At 56.0% G+C, this 19,536-nt stretch carries 19 protein-coding genes; 10 read left to right on the top strand and 9 right to left on the bottom strand.

Translation table 11 applies throughout. The features are described from left to right. Positions 1-10: 10 nt before the first annotated feature. The 7 genes from H6F46_RS13950 to H6F46_RS13980 form a co-directional block, all read right to left on the bottom strand. The gene (locus tag H6F46_RS13950; RefSeq protein ID WP_190355350.1) at positions 11-1,057 is read right to left on the bottom strand and encodes a hypothetical protein; all 1,047 of its coding nucleotides are present in this window, start codon (positions 1,055-1,057) and stop codon (positions 11-13) included. Positions 1,058-1,136: 79 nt separating this feature from the next. Next, positions 1,137-2,396 carry a SufS family cysteine desulfurase gene (locus tag H6F46_RS13955; protein ID WP_190355349.1) on the bottom strand — a complete coding sequence of 420 codons (1,260 nt, stop codon included), beginning with the start codon at positions 2,394-2,396 and terminating at the stop codon, positions 1,137-1,139. 131 nt (positions 2,397-2,527) lie between these two features. After that, positions 2,528-3,925 carry a Fe-S cluster assembly protein SufD gene (sufD, locus tag H6F46_RS13960; protein WP_190355348.1) on the bottom strand — a complete coding sequence of 466 codons (1,398 nt, stop codon included), beginning with the start codon at positions 3,923-3,925 and terminating at the stop codon, positions 2,528-2,530. 2 nt (positions 3,926-3,927) lie between these two features. Next, positions 3,928-4,710, bottom strand: coding sequence for a Fe-S cluster assembly ATPase SufC (gene sufC / locus H6F46_RS13965; protein WP_190355347.1), 783 nt, complete (start codon positions 4,708-4,710; stop codon positions 3,928-3,930). A gap of 320 nt (positions 4,711-5,030) precedes the next feature. Then, a complete protein-coding gene (gene sufB / locus H6F46_RS13970; RefSeq protein WP_190355435.1) occupies positions 5,031-6,467 on the bottom strand; it encodes a Fe-S cluster assembly protein SufB in 1,437 nt (478 codons plus the stop codon). Positions 6,468-6,602: 135 nt separating this feature from the next. Continuing rightward, positions 6,603-6,950 (bottom strand): ferredoxin-thioredoxin reductase catalytic domain-containing protein, encoded by a 348-nt coding sequence (locus H6F46_RS13975; RefSeq protein WP_099535546.1) that lies wholly within the window; start codon positions 6,948-6,950, stop codon positions 6,603-6,605. 52 nt (positions 6,951-7,002) lie between these two features. Then, positions 7,003-7,182, bottom strand: a complete 180-nt coding sequence (locus H6F46_RS13980) for a hypothetical protein (protein ID WP_190355346.1) — start codon at positions 7,180-7,182, stop codon at positions 7,003-7,005. An 18-nt stretch (positions 7,183-7,200) separates the two neighbouring features. Between H6F46_RS13980 and sufR the strand changes: the two genes are divergently transcribed. The 3 genes from sufR to H6F46_RS13995 all read left to right on the top strand — a co-directional run bounded on the left by sufR (position 7,201) and on the right by H6F46_RS13995 (position 9,025). After that, positions 7,201-7,881, top strand: coding sequence for an iron-sulfur cluster biosynthesis transcriptional regulator SufR (gene sufR / locus H6F46_RS13985; protein WP_190355345.1), 681 nt, complete (start codon positions 7,201-7,203; stop codon positions 7,879-7,881). 264 nt (positions 7,882-8,145) lie between these two features. Beyond that, on the top strand, positions 8,146-8,400 hold the full coding sequence (locus H6F46_RS13990) for a hypothetical protein (protein ID WP_190355434.1): 255 nt from the start codon (positions 8,146-8,148) through the stop codon (positions 8,398-8,400). 187 nt (positions 8,401-8,587) lie between these two features. Beyond that, positions 8,588-9,025 (top strand): hypothetical protein, encoded by a 438-nt coding sequence (locus H6F46_RS13995; protein WP_199291569.1) that lies wholly within the window; start codon positions 8,588-8,590, stop codon positions 9,023-9,025. A gap of 303 nt (positions 9,026-9,328) precedes the next feature. Here H6F46_RS13995 and H6F46_RS19600 read toward each other — a convergent pair whose 3' ends face one another. Beyond that, positions 9,329-9,424, bottom strand: a complete 96-nt coding sequence (locus tag H6F46_RS19600; RefSeq protein ID WP_099535552.1) for a cytochrome b6-f complex subunit PetL — start codon at positions 9,422-9,424, stop codon at positions 9,329-9,331. Positions 9,425-9,555: 131 nt separating this feature from the next. On the opposite strand from H6F46_RS19600, the gene aroB reads away from it, so the two are divergent. From aroB to H6F46_RS14025, 5 genes are all read left to right on the top strand, one after another. Then, positions 9,556-10,656 (top strand): 3-dehydroquinate synthase, encoded by a 1,101-nt coding sequence (gene aroB / locus H6F46_RS14005; RefSeq protein ID WP_099535554.1) that lies wholly within the window; start codon positions 9,556-9,558, stop codon positions 10,654-10,656. A 129-nt stretch (positions 10,657-10,785) separates the two neighbouring features. Further along, positions 10,786-11,835: an MraY family glycosyltransferase gene (locus H6F46_RS14010; protein WP_099535556.1), complete on the top strand. Its 1,050-nt coding sequence runs from the start codon at positions 10,786-10,788 to the stop codon at positions 11,833-11,835. Between the two features lie 10 nt (positions 11,836-11,845). Next, the gene (locus H6F46_RS14015) at positions 11,846-12,595 is read left to right on the top strand and encodes a GUN4 domain-containing protein (RefSeq protein WP_190355344.1); all 750 of its coding nucleotides are present in this window, start codon (positions 11,846-11,848) and stop codon (positions 12,593-12,595) included. A gap of 669 nt (positions 12,596-13,264) precedes the next feature. Next, on the top strand, positions 13,265-14,635 hold the full coding sequence (locus H6F46_RS14020; protein ID WP_199291579.1) for a cation:proton antiporter: 1,371 nt from the start codon (positions 13,265-13,267) through the stop codon (positions 14,633-14,635). Between the two features lie 305 nt (positions 14,636-14,940). Then, positions 14,941-15,678, top strand: a complete 738-nt coding sequence (locus H6F46_RS14025; RefSeq protein WP_099535562.1) for a proteasome-type protease — start codon at positions 14,941-14,943, stop codon at positions 15,676-15,678. Between the two features lie 157 nt (positions 15,679-15,835). On the opposite strand, the gene H6F46_RS14030 is transcribed toward H6F46_RS14025, so the two are convergent. Then, entirely contained in the window at positions 15,836-16,447 is a 612-nt protein-coding gene (locus tag H6F46_RS14030) for a nitroreductase family protein (RefSeq protein WP_190355343.1), read from the bottom strand. 200 nt (positions 16,448-16,647) lie between these two features. Here H6F46_RS14030 and H6F46_RS14035 point away from each other — a divergent pair, with 200 nt between their 5' ends. Continuing rightward, complete coding sequence (locus H6F46_RS14035) at positions 16,648-17,115, top strand: DUF4079 domain-containing protein (protein WP_190355342.1); 468 nt, start codon at positions 16,648-16,650, stop codon at positions 17,113-17,115. A gap of 274 nt (positions 17,116-17,389) precedes the next feature. Next, positions 17,390-19,519, top strand: a complete 2,130-nt coding sequence (locus H6F46_RS14040) for an S-layer homology domain-containing protein (RefSeq protein WP_190355341.1) — start codon at positions 17,390-17,392, stop codon at positions 19,517-19,519. Positions 19,520-19,536: the final 17 nt, after the last annotated feature.

Consider the following 19,536-nt stretch of genomic DNA (forward strand, 5'->3'; position numbering starts at 1 on the left):
GGGCTGAGAACTACGGGGATCCTAAAGATTGCAGGGAAATGAACGCGATCGCCATGCCTAAATCCTCGTCATCGGTGGCCAACAACAGGCGCGTAGCGTTTGGCTCCGGAGCCAGGGCGATCGCTTCAATTTTGTGGTTGCCCGCTTGGATCAGATTTTGCGGGCGATCGACCGGCTGCCAAACCCATTGACCCTCAACCCAAGTCAAAGACCCCACCCAATATAGGGCCGACTGAAAAGGGCCCCGATCGCCGCCATCAATGGTGGCCACGCCCAACAGACGACCATCGGCCAAATACACCAAATCCGAGAGCGATCGCTGGGTAGCCAAATCCAAGGGGCCGGTCACGGGGGCGCTGCCTTGTAGCGCGATCGCGTTGCTGGCCGGGTCAAACCAACCCCAGTGGAGGGTGGCGGGGCGGCCCTGGCCACCGCGATCGGCAAACAGGATCGCCAGGCGATTGCCCCAGCGCACAATCCGCAGAGTTTCAATGTCGCGATCGGGTTCCAGGGTGGGGGGCAAGTTAAAAACCGCCCGAACGGTCAGTTCACCGGCCAGCGATCGGGGGTCTGGATTCAGGAAAACCTCGGCGATCGAGGAACCATTCTCCAACGCCGACAACCGATAGGCCCGTCCGCGACTGGTCACGGCCAGATAGTCCCCGGTTCCGGGAATGACGCTGATGGCTTCGAGGTCGATCGGCAGTTCGGCATCGGGGGGCCAAGCGAGGGACGATCGGCCCCGGGGCGGTCGATCGCCCCATTGCACCTGACTGAGCCGATAAAGCGCCGTGCGGGCCCGATCTCCCTTGGTGTCGTGAACCGCCAAAAAGAACTCTTGATCGCCATCGGATCCCTGCCAGGCCAGGCCACTGATGCCCGAGGAGCGAGCAACATCGAGTTCTGTCCAGCGCAGGAGCAGAGGACTACGAGCCCACAGGGGAGCATTGACCAGGCCGATCGCCCCGATGGTCACCAGCAACAGCAGCGCCCATCGGTGAATTCGGCGCACAAGGGTTGAGAGTCGAGAACGGAGCGGCGTGAGATCTGGCAGCATTCGGAGCAAAATCGACAGCGATCGATCGACTGGGGAGCGGCTTCCCTAGTTTGACCGATGAGCTGAAGCGGTTGCCAGTTTAGGTGACGGACTGGAAGAAGTTGATCGTGGCGTGCAGGGCTTGGGCAAACCGATCAATTTCTTCGATCGTGTTGTAAAAATACAGGCTGGCGCGGGCGGTGGAAGCAATGTTCAGGGACTTGTGCAGGGGTTGGGTGCAGTGGTGACCCGATCGAATGGCAATTCCTTCTTGATCCAAAAATGAGGAGAGATCGTGGGCGTGAATCCCATCCACGGTGAAGGCCGCCAAAGCCGCCCGGCCGGAACCATCCGCCTGGGGACGGGGGCCATAAATGCGCAATTCGGGAATGGCCCCGAGGCGATCGAACAGGTGGCGGGTTAATTCCGCTTCGTAGTGATGAATGGCATCCATCCCGATCGCGCTTAGGTAATCGATCGCCGCGCCCAGGGCGATCGCCTCGCCAATGGCCGGTGTGCCTGCTTCCAGTTTGTGGGGCAAGTCCGCATAGGTCGATCGCTCTAAATCCACCTCGGCAATCATTTCCCCACCCCCCAAAAAGGGCGGCATCGATCGCAGCAATTCCAGCTTGCCGTAAAGGAAGCCAATGCCCGTTGGGGCGCACATTTTGTGGCCAGAAGCCACCAGCCAATCACAATCCAGCGCTTGCACATCCAAGGCCAAGTGGGGCGCACTTTGGCAAGCATCCAGCAAGACTTTGGCTCCCACCGATCGAGCGGCGGCCACCACCTCGGCCACGGGCAAAACACAGCCCAAGGTGTTGGACACATGCACCAGGGAGACCAGTTTGGTGCGATCGGAAATCAGCGATCGCAACTGCTCCAAATCCAGAGATTCCGTGGCATCCAAGCCCACGAATTTCAGCACTGCCCCCGTGCGTTGGGCCACCAATTGCCAGGGCACTAAGTTGCTGTGGTGCTCTGCCACGGACAGGATAATTTCATCGCCCGCTTGTAGTTGGCTCATGCCCCAACTGTAGGCCACCACGTTGATCGCTTCGCTGGCATTGCGTGTGAACACAATTTCCTGAAACGATCGGGCATTCACAAACTTAGCCACCTTTTCCCGTGCCGCTTCATAGGCATCCGTGGCCCGCATACTCAGGGTGTGAACCCCGCGATGCACATTGGCGTTGTCCCACTCGTAATAGTGCCGCAAGGCATCAATCACCTGTCGGGGCTTTTGGGAAGTCGCCGCATTGTCCAAATACACCAGCGGCTGATCATGCACCCGCTGATCCAGGATCGGGAAATCGGGGCGCACCTGTTGGGCGATCGAGCGGGGCAAGGTGAGGGTCATGGCACAGGGAACAGAACAAGAGGATGAAGTAGACCTAATGACCAACCGGGAGCAAGGGTGATTGGCTCGCGATCAACCGATATCAGTGGCGACTGGTGAATGGCGATTGGTGAATGGCGATTAATGAGGCTCTAGCTTGCGCTGCCTGGATTAATCCGTTGGGCAATTTGGCGAGCTAAGGTCGATCGCAATGAGGCGATCGGGAGGCGATCCAAAATTTCCCCCGCAAACCCATCCAACAGGAGTGATCGAGCCGTGGCCAAATCCAAACCGCGACTGCGACAGTAAAACAGCTCCGTTTCCTCCAGTTGGCTGACCGTGGAACCGTGAGAACACTTCACGTCATCCGCAATAATCTCCAGTTGCGGCTTGGTGTCCACCCGCGCCTTGGGCGACAGCAACAAATTGCGGTTGAGCTGGGCGGCGTTGGTTTGTTGCGCATCGTGATCCACAAAAACCCGTCCATTGAAGACCGTGTGGCCCCGATCGTCCGCAATGCACTTGTGCAACTGATCGGCGGTTCCGTGGGGATGGCTCAACACCAGGGAGCTATGGGTGTCCGTTAACTGTTCACCCGTAGCCACCGACAACCCGTTCAGGATGGTTTCAGTGCCGGGGCCCGTTTGGGCAATGTCGATCGAGTGACGGGCGATCGATGCACCCTGGCTAATGGTGGTCAGGGTGTAGTGACTGTTCCAGTCCTGGGAGATGGCGGTTTTGCCGATATGGATCGCCTGCTCGCCTTCCCGTTGCAGCCGCACATGGTGCAGGGTGGCGCAATTCCCCAGCACCACTTCCATCACGCTGTTGGTGCAATAGCCGCCTTGCCCGATCGCCACATAGTCTTCAATCAGGGTGCAATGGCTGTCGCCGGCCTTGGCCAACACCAAGCAACGGGGCTGACTGATTGCCGGTTGATCTGCCGTGGCCACATACAGCAGGTGAATGGGTTTGGCCACCTGCACGCGGCGTTCCAGCTCAATCACCACGCCATCGTTCAGGCCGGCCGTATTCAGCACTGAGAAGGCATCCTGACTGCCTTGTTGGCCCAGGTGGCTCGCCAGGCGCTCCCGATCGGTCACGGCCGCCAGCGAGCCGATTGTGACACCATCGGGCAGCCCGGCCAGATTCGACAGTTCCGGCGCAAACCGACCGTTCACCACCACCACCCGCACCGACGCTTCGGGAATGGCGAATGCCGCGATCGCCTCCGGTTCAAGGGTGGTTAGCTCCGGGGCCCGAAACGCGATCGCCAACATGGGCGACAGATCCGTAAACCGCCAATCCTCATCTCGCGTCGAAGGCAACGCCATTTCCTGTGCCACAGCTTGGGCCTGCGATCGCAGCCGCTGCACCAATTCCCAATCGGTTGCCGGAGTGGCCGCCGTCACCGTGGCCAGCAAGCCTGCGTAATAGGTTGATCGCTGGGCTGCTTTGCTCGGTGCTCGATCGCCCGGCGTTGAGTTCGCCGTCAGTGCGTCCAAATCTGCCTTGTTCAAGTCCGTTAAACCACTCAAATCCACGCCCATCGTTACACCCCCACCGGCTGCAACTCGTCCACCCAGTCGTAGCCTTTGGCTTCCAATTCCAGCGCCAATTCCTTACCGCCCGTCATCACGATTTTGCCGTCGTACATGACATGGACATAATCCGGCACGATGTAGTCCAGCAGCCGTTGGTAGTGGGTAATCACCAGCATCGCATTCTTTTCGTTTGCCAGTTGATTCACCCCCTCGGCCACAATCCGCAGGGCATCAATATCCAAGCCGGAATCCGTTTCATCCAACACAGCCAAGGTGGGTTCGAGCAGCGCCATTTGCAGGATTTCGTTGCGCTTTTTCTCGCCACCCGAGAAGCCTTGATTCACGCTGCGATCGAGGAAGGACGCATCCATCTGCACCACTTGCAGGCGATCGCGCACCACATCCTCAAAATCAAAGGGATCCACTTCCTCCAATCCCTGGTGTTTGCGGCGGGCATTGTAGGACGCACGCAGAAAATCCAAGTTGGAAACCCCGGGAATTTCTACCGGGTATTGGAAGGCTAAGAACACCCCCGATCGGGCCCGTTCTTCCGCTTCCAATTCCAAGAGATTTTGTCCTTCAAAGACCACCTCGCCACCGGTCACCTCGTAGGCCGGATGTCCTGCCAAAATTTTGGAAAATGTACTTTTTCCGGAGCCGTTGCGACCCATGATCGCGTGAATTTCGCCGGCCTTAATTTCCAGGTTTAAGCCCTTCAAAATTGGCGTGTCATTCACATTGGCGGTGAGGTTTTTGACCGAAAGAACGGTCGGCGCATTATCAACAATCATCGTGGACTTTCAACCCTCAAAAACAGGCTTCCAATTCAACAAATAAGCTCAACAAATAAGCTCAACAAACAGGTTCAACAAACAAGGGACTTAGAGCCTGTCGTCATTTCCCTCGCCATAGGGGTTGGGTCTCCCAACCCTAACCCGGGCGATCGCTCTAACCTTGTCCACCCCTGGGAACACCCAAGGATCACGGGAACTGGGCGGGGAGACCCTGCCCCTACGACTGCTCGGTTGGGAGAACGAGGTTATCAGGGTTTCAGGCGATTTGACGACACACCTTAAGCCCCTTGTTTCCAATCCCGATCGACCCAGTGCCGTTAGCCCACCGAGCCTTCCAACTTCAGGCTGAGGAGTTTGTCGGCTTCCACCGCAAATTCCATGGGCAACTGGTTAAACACATCTTTACAGAAGCCCGAAATCATCATTGAAACGGCATCTTCGGCGGAAATGCCCCGTTGCGCCAAATAGAACAATTGGTCTTCGCCAATCTTGGACGTGGTGGCTTCGTGCTCCACCCTGGCCAACTCGTTCTGCACCTGGATGTAGGGATAGGTGTTGGCTTGGGCATTGCTGCCAATCAACATCGAATCGCATTGGGAATAGTTGCGCGCCCCATCGGCATTGGGCCCCACTTTCACCAGGCCGCGGTAGCTGTTTTTGGACTTGCCCGCCGAAATGCCCTTCGAGACGATCGTGCTGCGGGTGTTTTTGCCGATATGCACCATCTTCGTGCCGGTGTCGGCCTGTTGACAGTTGTTGGTGAGGGCAACGGAATAGAACTCCCCGATCGAGTGATCACCCACCAGCACACAACTGGGATATTTCCAAGTGATGGCTGATCCCGTTTCCACCTGTGTCCAAGAAATCTTGGAATTCCTGCCTTTGCAGAGGCCGCGCTTAGTCACGAAGTTATAAATTCCGCCCTTCCCGTTCGCATCCCCGGCATACCAGTTTTGCACCGTGGAATATTTGATGCTGGCATTGTCCAGGGCCACCAATTCCACCACCGCCGCGTGGAGTTGGTTGCTGTCGTACATAGGAGCTGTGCAACCTTCCAAATAGCTGACGGAGCTGCCTTCTTCAGCCACAATCAACGTCCGCTCAAACTGACCGGAATCCCCGTTGTTGATGCGGAAGTAGGTGGACAATTCCATGGGGCATTCAACGCCCTTGGGAATGTAGACAAAGGAGCCATCGCTAAACACAGCGGAGTTGAGGGCCGCAAAGTAGTTATCCGCGATCGGGACAACGCTGCCCAAATATTTTTTAACCAGCTCCGGATGCTCCTTGAGGGCCTCAGAAATGGGGCAGAAAATCACCCCATGTTCTGCGAGCTTTTCGCGGAAAGTGGTGGCCACGGAAACGCTGTCAAAGATGGCATCTACCGCCACATTAGCCAGCCGCTTTTGCTCCGAAAGGGGAATTCCCAATTTCTCGAAGGTTTCGAGCAGGGTCGGATCAACTTCATCTAGGCTCTGCTTCTTCTGCGTTTGCTTCGGAGCGGAGTAGTAAATGATGTCTTGATAGTTGATCGAGGGATAGTTCACATCGGGCCAGGTCGGCTCCGTCATCTTCAGCCACTGGCGGTAGGCCCGCAGCCGAAATTCCAGCATGAACTCTGGCTCGTTTTTCTTGGCCGAAATGGCGTAGATTGTCTCTTCACTCAGACCCCGAGGCAGGGTATCTGACTCGATGTCGGTGACGAAGCCGTACTTATAGGGTTGGTTAACGAGGGTGCTGACGGATGCGCTCATGGCTCGTGGGGACTGGCGTTCTTCTCGGAGGGGGCGGGGGCCATCGGCGGAATGGACGATCGCACCTTTGGCTACCGGGGCGATCGAACGGATTGTAACCACTCACCGCGCGGAAAATCGCGGGAGTTGGCAGCGCTAGCGCATGTTTAGGATTTCGTCGAGGCCGATTTCCTGCTGCTCGCCCCGGAAATCATTGTCAGGGGTTAGAAACAACATGCAGTGACATTCATAGCGCTCGCGCATGGGCACACAAGGACAGTTCCAATAGGCAGCGGCCACTTCGGCTTCCTTGTCTTCGTAGTGCCGACAGGGGCAAAGGGGCGAGCCGAGTTCGTCCTTGTGGCGGGCGAGACCTTCGATCACGACAGCGGTCACGCCCGGATCAGCGCAAAAGTAAGTGCCGGTACGTTTGGCGTAGCTTTCAGCGAACTTCCGAACTGCATCAAGGCTCTTTTCGCTGGCGTGGGTCGTTGCATTGTCCATGTCGGCGGGTCTCTAGAAATTAACGGTGGGGTTTGTATAATGACCTTGATTGCTAAAACAACTTGATTGTTGCGTAATCGTCTTTAGCGTACTTTAGCAACGCAAAAGTTGTCAAAGCCTGAACGATCGAGGCCAGAATATAACAATAGGCTGTTTTCTTAACCGGTTGTTTTGAACGGGCCGATTCACGGTCGATCGACTGGCTGCCGCTGCCGAATGCTGCCCAATCCACGATCCACGGTCTGAGCGAATGAGTGCTCTTCAGCAAGCGTCCACGAAGCATGACATTTTGAAATACCTCCTCCAGCAGGGAGAAGCCACGGCCCAACGGCTGGCGGAGGCGCTGGGCATCAGTCCACAGGCCACCCGTCGCCACCTGAAGGATCTCGAAAGCGAGGGGCTGATTTTGCACGAGGCAGCCAGGGGCGGCACGGGTCGTCCTCAGCACCTTTATCGGTTGAGTCCGGCGGGGCGATCGCAATTTCCCGACAACTACGATGAATTTGCCGTGGATTTGCTCCACACCCTGACCGAAACGATCGGGAATGACCAAGTGCAGTCCCTGCTGCGCCAACAGTGGGTGCGCAAGGCCTTGGACTACCGCCGACATCTGGGCGCGGGAAATTTGCGCGATCGGGTGGCTCGGTTGGTGGACTTGCGCCGCGCCGAGGGCTACATGGCCGAGTGGGAAGCGATCGAGCCGGAAGCCGACGGCCACCCACGCTACTTGCTGGTGGAACACAACTGCGCCATTTCCACCGTGGCCGAGTCCTATCCCGGCGTTTGTGCCCATGAGTTGGAAATGTTCGCGATCGCCCTCCAGGGCTGCAAGGTGGAGCGCACCCACTGGATTGTGGGCGGCGAGCACCGCTGTGGCTACTCCATCCAAGAGTCGGAAACCACCCCCACACCCACAACCCGCGCCAACTAGGCTCGCCCCACCCGGCCCCACAACCAGAGGGGCGCGATAAGGAAGGGCGCGATCAAGGTGCAAGCGATCGGGTCAGAAATCGGGCTAAGGTTAACTAGCGGGGGGTTGCCGATTACAGCACGCCTGTTCAACTCCGCCTGTTAATCCCACCCATTCCAGCCCGCCCATTGCCTCTCGGGTGCTGTCTCCCCAATCTGGGTGAACTGTGCCGAGCGATCGCGATGGAAACCATCCGCCTCGATGCCTATGCCGCTGAACAATCCTATGAATCCTCAGGGTTTGGAGTTTTTGACCCCCGAAGAGTCTGCAAAGGTCGATGCGGCTCTGTTGTCTCAGCCCGAAAAGTTTTTAACGCGGTTGACCCTCTCGTCTTTGAAACTGCTGCGCTACATTGCCGAGGACGAGGGCGTGGCGATCGAAGCGTTAACCCATGATCAGGTGATTGCTTGGTTTGAGCGCGATGCAAAGCGTAAGCGCGAGCAGGGAATTGATGCAACAGTGCTGAAGTGGGATGTTTAGATCGGTTTACAGACCTGTTCTGGCGGGTCTGTTTTTGATAGATTTTGGGTCTAATTTCCTTTTGAATTGCCTTTCAATTTCCCTTTCAGCTTCAACTTCACGTTCAATCTCACGTTAAATTTCACGTTCAATTTAAGTTCAATTCCCACTCTAATCCCAACTCTAATTCCCGATTTACAACACCACCATGCTTGACTGGCTCCACACCCTTCTGGGTCACGATCATCACGCCCTGTCCCAATCGATCCAAGCAAGTTGGCAGTTTGGGTTTTCTGCCTTGCAAACCAGCCCTGCCAGTGAATTTTCGCGGGGCTATTGTGTCCAAATCTGTGCCTTTCTGGTTCCGGCCAATTTGTTGGCGACGATTCAAGCATTGGTGATGATGGTGATTGATCGCCCTCTGCGCGATCGATTGGTAATTGGTTTGGTTGGCAGTGTTTACGCCACCTTGATGGTGTTGCATGTGGCAACCTGGTTTGCGGTGGGCGTGGTGATGGCTCCGACCTATGTGTTGCTGTCGTTGGCGGTGGTTTGTTTGGTGATGAATGGAGCAATCATTGGAAAAGCAGTTCGATCGAGATCAAACTTGAGCAGCTCCGTCGCCGCTTCGGCCCCAGCTCTCTAGAACTGCACCATTAAGACTGCTAGGGCTGCACCAATCAGACTGAACCAATCAAACTGCACCAATCGATACCCATTGATAAAGGCCAGAAGAGATGCCTTTTGCATAGGCACAAGTTCAAACCGATCACCATCCTTAAAGGATCAACCCAAAAAAGCTCTAAAGGTCAACCCAAAAAGCAGACAAGGGGCTTAAGCCCCTTGCCCCCATCATCTTGTCAGCCCACAATCTTGCTGTGGAAGAATCAGGGCTGTCATCAATTGAATGAACCTGAATGAACCCAGATCAGCTTGACCTAGATCAAACCTAGATCAGCTTGATGGCCCGCAGGGTGAACATCATGCCCGCTGCCACGCCCAACATACCGCCAAAGAAGATGAAATAAGTAATTGCGCCAGACATGGGCCAAGCCTCCCAATGGATTCTGAAAAATGGGTTAGTCCCTAACCATTGAACCATCCCGCGCTAAAATACGGCCCGCTCTGGTTTTTTGCCGTTCGTTCACTGTTGCTGGCGCAATTGCGCTTTGGGTTATGGCCGCTACGATTCGCGTAAATTTACCCCAAAATGCCTACGACATCGCGATCGGGGCGGGCTTGCTCGATCATGTGGGCGATTGGATGCGCGAGCGATCGACCCAAACCAATCCCAAGGTTTTGCTGGTCTCAAACCCGCAAATCTTCAAGCGCTACGGCGATCGGGTGATCGCGTCTCTGCGGGCCGCGGGTTACCAAGTCCAAAGCTGCATTTTGCCCGCTGGCGAGCGCTACAAAACCCCCAGCTCTCTCCAAAAAATTTACGATGCGGCGCTCGATTTCCGTTTGGAGCGATCAAGCGTCATGTTGGCGCTGGGCGGCGGAGTAATTGGCGACATGACCGGGTTTGCGGCCGCCACTTGGTTACGGGGCATCGCCTTTGTTCAAGTGCCCACCTCGCTGTTGGCCATGGTGGATGCCGCGATCGGGGGCAAAACCGGCATTAACCATCCCCGAGGCAAAAACCTGATTGGGGCGTTTCACCAACCGAGGCTGGTGTTGATTGATCCCGAGGTGTTGGCCACCCTGCCGGTGCGGGAATTGCGGGCGGGCATGGCGGAGGTGATTAAATACGGCATTATCTGGGATCCAGACCTGTTCGATCGGCTGGAAGCGGCCCCACGCCTCGATCGATTTGCCGCCATTCAACCCCTGTTGGGCGAAATTTTGCAGCGATCCTGCCAAGCCAAGGCCGATGTGGTGGCCCAAGACGAAAAAGAAGGGGGCCTGCGGGCCATCCTCAACTATGGCCACACGATTGGCCATGCGATCGAGTCATTGACCAACTACCGCTTGGTGAACCACGGGGAAGCCGTGGCGATCGGGATGGTGGCGGCGGCCGAGTTGGCGGCCAAAATGGGCCTGTGGGATGGGGGCAACTGTGCCCGACAACTGGCGGTGATTCAAAAAACGGCCCTGCCCGATCGCGTGCCGGCCAGCCTAGATCCGGAAGCGATCGCTGACTCCTTGCTGTTAGATAAAAAAGTCAAAGACGGCAAAGTTCGCTTCATCTTGCCCACTCGGATTGGAGCCGTTGAAATGGTTGATCAAGTTCCCGCTGATGTGTTGTACCCAGTGCTGCGAGCCTTACAGGGTTAACAGCGGGGCCCCTGAGCACCGGTCTCTGGCTGGATGCTGGCTTTTCCCGGGTTCGGTCAGTGTTCGGCCAAATGTAGTAGACTCTGCCTGACGCGGGTTCTCGTTGCATTCTGAAACGTTGGTAGCCCCATGTTCCCGTATTTGTTTCATTTCATTGCGTTTCTGGCGGCGGCGGCCATTGTGATGTGGACAACGCCGATCGTCCGGGCTGCGGGCCTCAAAACTGGGCGCTTTGATCTCCCCAACGAGCGTAAAATGCACGATCGCCCCATGGTTCGACTGGGGGGAATTTCGATCTTTTGCGGCGCGATCGCAGCCCTCGGTCTGGTCTGGTGGCTGGGCGGCTTTGAAACCGCCAGTTCCCACAAAATCAATGAAATTATTGGTGTTTTAGGGGGCGGGATCGCCTTTTTTGCGATCGGGCTTGCGGATGACCTCTATGGTCTTTCTCCCTTTACGCGCCTGGCCATCCAAACCGCCGTCGCCACCGTCTGTTGGCATGTGGGCGTTAGCATCGACTTCCTCACAATTCCCGGCTTGGGCCTGGTGCAATTGGGCTGGCTGAGCTTGCCCATCACCGTCCTCTGGTTAGTGGGCATGGTGAACGCCATCAACTGGATTGACGGTCTGGATGGTTTGGCGGCCGGCGTTTCCGGCATTTCCGCCACCGTCATGATGTTTGTGGCTCTGTTTATGAACCAGCCGGCCGTGGGCCTGATTGCCGCGGCCTTGGCGGGTGCGGCCCTCGGATTTTTGCGCTACAACTTCAACCCTGCCCAAATCTTTATGGGAGACGGGGGAGCCTATTTTATGGGCTTTGTGCTGGCGGGGGTAGGGGCGATCGGCCTGGTGAAGGTGACCGCCGTAACTTCTGTGCTGCTGCCTTACCTGATTCTGGCGGTTCCGTTGCTGGATATGTCGGCGGTCATTCTCGATCGCCTGCGCAACGGTAAGCTGCCTTGGATTGCCGACAAGCGACACTTACACCACCGCCTTTTGGATGCCGGCCTGTCCCATCGGGCGGCCGTTTTGTTTATTTATGCCCTGACCCTGTGGGTGGGGACCCTGGCTCTGGCTTTTTCCGGAATGCCCAGCGGTCTTGGCTATGCCCTCGCGGCCACCGCCGTTTTGAGCTACATGGGCTGGCAAGTTTGGCGACAGGCCAAAAACCCCTCCTAGGGCTGACCGGATGGATCCGATCGCCCTACTGATCGGCCTGGGGCTGGGCGGAGCGATCGGCTGGTTTGGGCGTACTGCTTGGCGATCGCCCAAACCCGATTCATCGCCCTCCTTGGATCAGCTTCAGCATTACCTGTGGCAGTGGCACGATCGCCACGCTCAATCCTTAGATCTGTCACTCGATCGACAGACAACCCTAGAACAGCACTTGCAAGCCTTGGGCGATCGGTTAGGGGCAATCGAGCAACAGCTCAACACCTTGCCCGCCGTCTCGATCGACCCCGAACCCGCCCCCCTAGCCTCAGAGATCGGGTTCGATTACCTGCCCCTCAACGACCTGCTCGGCAATGGACAATGGCAAGCCGCCGACACCGCCACCCGAGACTATTTGCTAGCGGCCTTGGGCAAATCAACCCGGGATTCCCTCACCCCCGACGATCTCCAGCACCTGCCGCTCACGGACTTAGCTACCATCAACCAGCTTTGGTCTTATTGGAGCGGTGGTCGGTTTGGTTGGACAGCCCAACAGGTCGCCTGGCAAGCGGCCCAAGGCGACTATGGGCAATTTTGCGATCGGGTTGGTTGGCGCAAAGGCGAATCCTGGTGCTACGCTGACGAACTTTCCTTCCGCGACAATGCACCCATCGGCCATTTGCCCACCATTGTTTGGACAAAACGCGCCTGCTATGGCCTAGGAGCCGTTCCCGTGTCGAGCCTGTTGGCTGCCCTGCTCGATCGCCTGGCTCAGGCTGATCGCTGAAGCCCATCTGGGCCACGACGAATTCCCCAAAAGCGAAGGACTACGAGCAATTCACCCATCAACCAACCCATAAACCAACCTATCAACCAGCTCATCAACACCATCTAAAATTTGATTGGAATCCCCAGAAAAAACGGTAGATAACCAGTATTACTCAGGATTTTTGTATATAAATTTCCGTAGTAAAACTATTGATTATCAAAACTTATCCATGACTTATTCATGGGAAAAATTCAAAAAAATATCAACCTCCTCACGGCGCACTCAATTACTCCTCCAGGGGACGATCGGGGCCTAAATTTTCTAAGTCAGCTTCCCAATCAGCTCAAGAATTGCGATCGCGCATTGCTATTCCCAACTATCAATGCTGCTTTAGCAAATCTATAAAAATCACTAATTAAGAAACGAATAGCCATTAGGAGCCAAATCATGCTTACTTTGCTCTCATCAACCGGGGCAATCGATCGTTAAAAATCTTGCAGAAAAAATATTCACCCCAAGCTAATTTTTCAACGATCACGAGTGATTCCTTTGTCGTAGATTAAAAAAGCGATCCGTGGGCAGGCCCACTCCCTTCCCACCCTTAGCTCCCAGTTGGAGTGATTGTTCTTAAACTTCGCAACCAAATCCATGTTCTTACAGGAAACCCTGGCGGCTTTCATCACACGGATGGATGGCATCGCTCCAAGTAATTTTGTTCCCCTGTTTGCGCCCCTGCTGGCCACCGCCGAAGCCGAAAACGCCCCGATCGTTTTGGCTGGCGTGCTTTTATCTCTGGTGATCATTTATTTGTCCAGCAAACTTGGCTCAGAACTGGCCAAGCGGCTAGACTTTCCCCCCGTTTTGGGCGAATTAGTTGCCGGGGTGATTGTTGGGGTGTCGGCACTGCACCTGATTGTGTTCCCAGAAGGGGGCTTGACGGCCAATGACTCGATCGTGATGCAGGCCCTCAGCCTGATTAACACCCTCACGCCCGAAGCCGTCACGGATATCTTTAGCTCCCAAAGCGAAGTCATTTCCGTGCTGGCGGAACTGGGCGTGATTGTGTTGCTGTTTGAAATCGGCTTGGAGTCGGACCTGCGGCAACTCAAAGAAGTGGGCATTCAGGCCACCGTTGTGGCCTGTGTGGGAGTCGCGGTTCCCTTTGTTGCGGGCACTGCGGGGCTAATGACCATTTTTGGTGTGCCCGCCATTCCTGCCATCTTTGCGGGCGCGGCCCTGACCGCCACCAGCATCGGGATTACCTCCAAAGTCCTGTCGGAGTTGAACCAACTCAAGTCCAAGGAAGGACAAATCATCGTCGGCGCGGCGGTGATTGATGATGTGCTGGGGATTGTGGTGTTGGCCGTGGTGGCCAGCCTGGCCAAGACCGGCGAAATTGACACCGGCAACGTGATCTATTTGATTGTTAGCTCCACGGTGTTTCTGTTTGGCTCCATTTTGCTGGGCGGTGTATTCAACAAGTTCTTTGTGAAGACCGTCGAAGCGCTGAAAACACGTGGCAACATTGTGATTCCGGCCTTTATTTTTGCCTTCTTCATGGCATTTTTAGGCAACGCAATTCATTTGGAAGCCATCTTGGGAGCCTTTGCGGCCGGGTTGGTGTTGGATGAAAGCGATGCCCGCAATGAGCTGGATGAGTTGGTGAAGCCGATCGCGGATTTGCTGGTGCCCATTTTCTTTGTGACGGTTGGGGCCCGCGCCGATTTGAGTGTGCTGAATCCGGCAGTTCCCGAAAACCGGGCCGGCCTGCTGATTGCCGTGTTCTTGGTGGCCGTGGCGATCGTGGGCAAGTTGGTGACCGGCTGGGCCGTGTTTGGGCAACCGGGCATTAACCGCTTGGCGATCGGGGTGGGCATGATTCCCCGGGGCGAAGTGGGTCTGGTGTTTGCGGGCATCGGTTCCGCCAGCGGTGTACTGAGCAAGCCCCTGGAAGTGTCGATCATCATCATGGTGATCTTGACCACCTTCCTGGCTCCGCCGTTCTTGCGGGTGGCCTTTGGGCAGCAGGAATCGAGCACCAGCGAATCAACCCCCTAGGGATTTGTTCAGCGATTCGTCCAGTTCTCGAAATTCTCTAGGCAACAATTGCCCCTGATTGCAACAAGGATCAGACCACCGACCAGACCACGGATCACACCGCTGATCCCGATCGATTGCAATTGATTGCTCATCCTCAAACTGGATCACCGTCGGGGGCCTTGGCTCCCGATTTTTTTTGCTTGGTCTTGGCTTTTTGGTTGGCTTTTGGGGCCCATGATTAGGGCGATCGGGAACTGAGGAACCCCTCACTTTTCCCAAAATCTGGTAGATTCAGGCAGTCGAACAATGAGTCCTAAGCCGTTATGACCTATTGCCTTGGCATTGTTACCCAGGAAGGATTGGTGATGGCCGCCGATTCGCGCACCAATGCCGGTGTTGATAATGTTTCCACTTATAAAAAGTTATTTGACTTTTCCTTACCGGGCGATCGAGTCGTTGTTGTTTGCACCTCCGGGAATTTATCTCTCACCCAATCTGTTATTAGCCATCTTGAACAGGATTTAAAAAATCAAGCCAGCATCACGCTCCACTCCCTCGCCAGCATGTATGACCTGGCCCATTATGTGGGTCAAACCCTCCGGAAAATTCACCAAGAACATGCCGAGTGGCTCCGTAAAGACAATGTGGATTTTTCGGGAAACCTGCTCTTGGGGGGGCAAATTCGTGATGAAAGCCCCCAGCTATTTTTGATTTATAACCAAGGCAATTTTATCCATGCCACGGTGGAAACCCCATTTCTGCAAATTGGGGAAACTAAGTATGGAAAGCCCATCCTCGATCGCACCGTTAGCTTCAATACACCTCTCAACTCAGCAGCAAAGTGTGCGTTGCTGTCCCTAGACTCCACCATGAAATCCAATATTTCCGTTGGCCCCCCGATCAACATGGTGATGTATCGCAAAGACTCCTTTGAAATTCGCCATCGGCTGCGGCTACCAGCGGGCGATCCTTACCTAGCCAAAGTAGGTCAAGAATGGGCTGCTTCTTTGCGCAAGGCCTTTGATCAAATGCCCGATTTGGAGTGGGAATATACCAACTAACCCAACTCATCACAACTCATTCTCATCACAACTCATTGAAGACAAGGGGCTTCAAGCCCCTTGCTCCCAAGACTGCTGACCCTTCATTTAAGGATCAACTCCTCTAAGAATCAGCCCTTCTCAAGGATCAGCCCTTTTAAGAATCAAATCTTCAACGTTAAGTGCTGGGAAATCGGTTGCGAATCACCACCTCTGAAAGGGGCAATTGGCCACCCCGTTCCCGCGCCGGTTGCACGGCCTTGCCTACCGTAATCATCATGCCAATGAGATGGTCAGCCGGTAGCTGAATAATGTCAGCAACCGCCTGGGGATCAAAACCAATCATCGGACAGGTATCGTAGCCCATGGCTTTGGCAGCCAACATCAAGGTTTGGGCCGCAATCCCACAGGAACGCATGGCTTCATCCCGTTGCAGGGCCTCGCTTCCCTCATAGAACTGAATAATCATCGGCACCAGTTGTTGGCGAACCGCTTCGGGGGCATTTTGCCAATAGCGTTCCGGTTGCTGTTGCCAAGCGTTCAAATTTCCACACAACAACACCAACAGGGACGCATCGGTCACTTGGGCTTGATTCCAAGAGGCGGCCCGAATTTGTTGGCGCAATTCGGGATCGTCCACAATCACAAATCGCCAATTTTGAATATTGAACGATGTGGGCGACAGCAACACATGTTCCATTAGGGTCTGAATTTCCGATTCAGACATTTGATGATTGGGGTCGTAATGCTTGACGGCGCGACGTTGCTGAATAGCGGTCAGGGTATCCATGAGTTGTCCTGAATGGGGTGAATCGACTCAATTTAAGGGAAAGTTGCGGGTCGCCAAGGCCATGGGCCGCCTCCTAGCGACTTTGGTCCAAGCTCAGGGTGGGGAAATCAAACCGGGGAACGAAGCCGACGAAAATTTCTCCTCACCCTGCGTTAAGTTTAGTAACATTGCCCGCAACTGCGACGACTAGGAGAAACACCGTGAATCTGATTCCCGAAGACATTAAGCCCTATTTGAATTTGTTTCACCCGATTTTGATGTGGGTGTTGCTGGGTCTGACGGTTTATGCACTGTATTTGGGAGTCCAGGCCCGTCGGACTCGGACAGCGGAGGCGGAGGTGCGCAAGGAGTTGATTAAGGGGAAGTTTGCCAATCGCCACTACCAAATTGGTTCGTTGATTTTGGCGCTGATGGTGTTGGGGACGATCGGGGGGATGGCAGCGACCTATATCAATAACAACAAGCTGTTTGTGGGGCCGCACCTGTTGGCGGGCTTGGGGATGACGGGGCTGATTGCTGTGTCGGCGGCCCTTTCACCGTTGATGCAAAAGGGTCAAGATTGGGCCCGCTATGCCCACATTGGTTTGAATGTGGCAATTGTGGGACTGTTTGGCTGGCAGGCGGTTTCGGGAATGGATATTTTCCAGCGCATTTTGCAGAATTTCTAGGCGCAGGTTGCTGACCCAAAGCCTGATGGATCCTGTGTAGGCGGCCGGTGCGATCGCGCCGGTTTTTTTGGGCCCCTGCTGTGGGGCCGATCGAGACCGGGTGGCCACCAATTTGGAGGCCGGCTCCCCCCTGCCCGTCCGGGCGATCGCAACGTTACCATGGCCAAATTGGGCCCAAACTTGCGCCACCTGCGTTTAAGGGCGTTTAAGGGCGATCGCCTCGCCCGGGGCCGCAGCACCTTCATCCGTTGTTAATACAGCATCGATATCAACCATGCCACAGACGTTTTATGTGAACCCGACCAGCGGTAATGACAGCGCTGATGGATCCCAGGGTGCGCCGCTGAAGACCATTGCGGCGGCCCTGCGCAAAACCCAAGCGGGCGATCGGGTGCAACTGGCTGCGGGAACTTACAGCAGCACCAGCGGCGAAGAATTCCCGCTGACGGTTCCCTCGGGGGTGACCGTGGTGGGCAACGAAGGCACGAAGGGCAGCGGCATTTTGGTGCGGGGCAGTGGTCGCTATGTTAGCCCCACCTTTGCGGGTCAAAATGTCCTTTTTCTATTGACGGATGATGCCCACCTGCGGGGGGTGACGGCGACTAATCCAGAAACTCGGGGAACGGCGGCTTGGGTAGAGTCGGCTCGCCCCACGATCGCCAACAACACCTTTGTGAACTCCAACCGGGAAGGGGTGTTCGTCAGCGGTTCCAGTGTGCCCCTGGTGGAAGGGAACTTGTTTGAAACCAACTCCGGTAATGGCTTGTCGATCGACCGGAACTCTAGCGGCACAATTCGCGGCAACACCTTCCGAAATACGGGATTTGGGATTGCGGTGGGGGGCAACGCCAGCCCCACGATCAGCGGCAATGTGATTACGGGGAACCGTAGCGGTGTGGTGGCTTCCCAAACCGCCCGCCCCATTTTGCGCAACAACACGATCGAGAACAACCGAGATGACGGTCTGACGGTCATTAATCAGGCCCTGCCGGACTTGGGCAGCACTGGCCAGCCGGGCAACAATGTGTTTCGGGCGAACGGTAAGTACGACATCCAAAACGCCACCACGAACACGATCGTGGCCGTTGGCAACCAAATTGGCACGGTGTTGGGATCCGTGTCCTCGTCCGGTTCGGTGTCGCCTTCGCCTACGCCTGTGCCGATTCCGTCGCCGGGCCCCTCACCGACCCCAACTCCCACGCCGGTTCCCGTACCCACGCCGGTTCCTGTGCCCACCCCGATCGACGATCTGAAGGGCCATTGGGCAGAGGCCTTCATTCGGGCTTTGATCAGCCAGGGGGTGGTGAAGGGGTTTGAGGATGGCTCTTTCCGGCCCAATAACAAGTTGACGCGGGCGGAATATGCGGCGCTGGTGGTGAAGGCGTTCGATCGCCCACTGGTCAAACCTCCCATTGGTTTTAGTGATGTGCCAGCGGGTTTTTGGGCGATCGGGGCGATTGCTAAGGCCAGCCAAATGGGCTTCATTTCCGGTTTCCCAGATAACAGCTTCCGCCCGGGCCAGAACTTGACCCGCACCCAAGCCCTGTTGTCCATTACCAATGGTTTGGGTCTGTCGGGTGGATCGCTGAATCTGTTGGGGAATTTTGCCGATCGCGCGCAAATCCCCAGCTACGCCACCAACCCGATCGCGACGGCCACGGCCAATCGCTTGGTGGTGAATTATCCCCAACTGAACGCCCTGCGTCCCCTAGAAGACATCACCCGCGCTGAAGTGGCCGCTTTGATTTATCAAGCACGGGTGTTGCTGAACCAAGCGTCGGCCCTCACATCGCCCTACATCGTGCAGCCCGATACCAAGCTGCCGGCCTTTACGGACACGCGCAACCACTGGGCAGAGCCGTTCATCGAGGCCTTGGCAAATCGGGGACTAATCGGGGGCTTCCCCGATGGATCCTTCCGTCCCGATGCCACCATGACCCGCGCCCAGTTTGCCAGCGCGATCGCCAAGGTCTTTAATCCACCGGCCGAGCGACCGGGCAAAACTTTTACGGACGTGAATTCCAACTTCTGGGGCAATGCGGCGATCCAGCAGGCCTACCGGGCGGGCTTTATGTCTGGCACGTCGGAAACCACCTTCAGCCCCGATGCCACGTTGCAAAAGGTGCAAATTGCCGTGGCCCTGGCCAGTGGCTTGGATTGGCCGGACGGCACGGAGGCGGATTTGGCGGCCTTGAGCGATCGAGAAGCGGTGGCCAAGTGGGCCCGGCCCAAGGTGGCGGCTGTTTTGAAGCGCAAGGCCTTGGTCAGTTACCCCAGTGCCAACACCTTTGCTCCCGAGCGGTTTGCAACGCGGGCGGAGGTGGCGGCCATGTTGTACCAGGCCCTGCGCGATCGGGATGGATCTTTAACGGCCATTAACTCTCCCTACGTTCTTTCGGCTTAGGCCGATCGGGGGGAATC

The organism is Limnothrix sp. FACHB-1083 (assembly GCF_014696485.1).
Classification (GTDB): Bacteria; Cyanobacteriota; Cyanobacteriia; order CACIAM-69d; family CACIAM-69d; genus CACIAM-69d.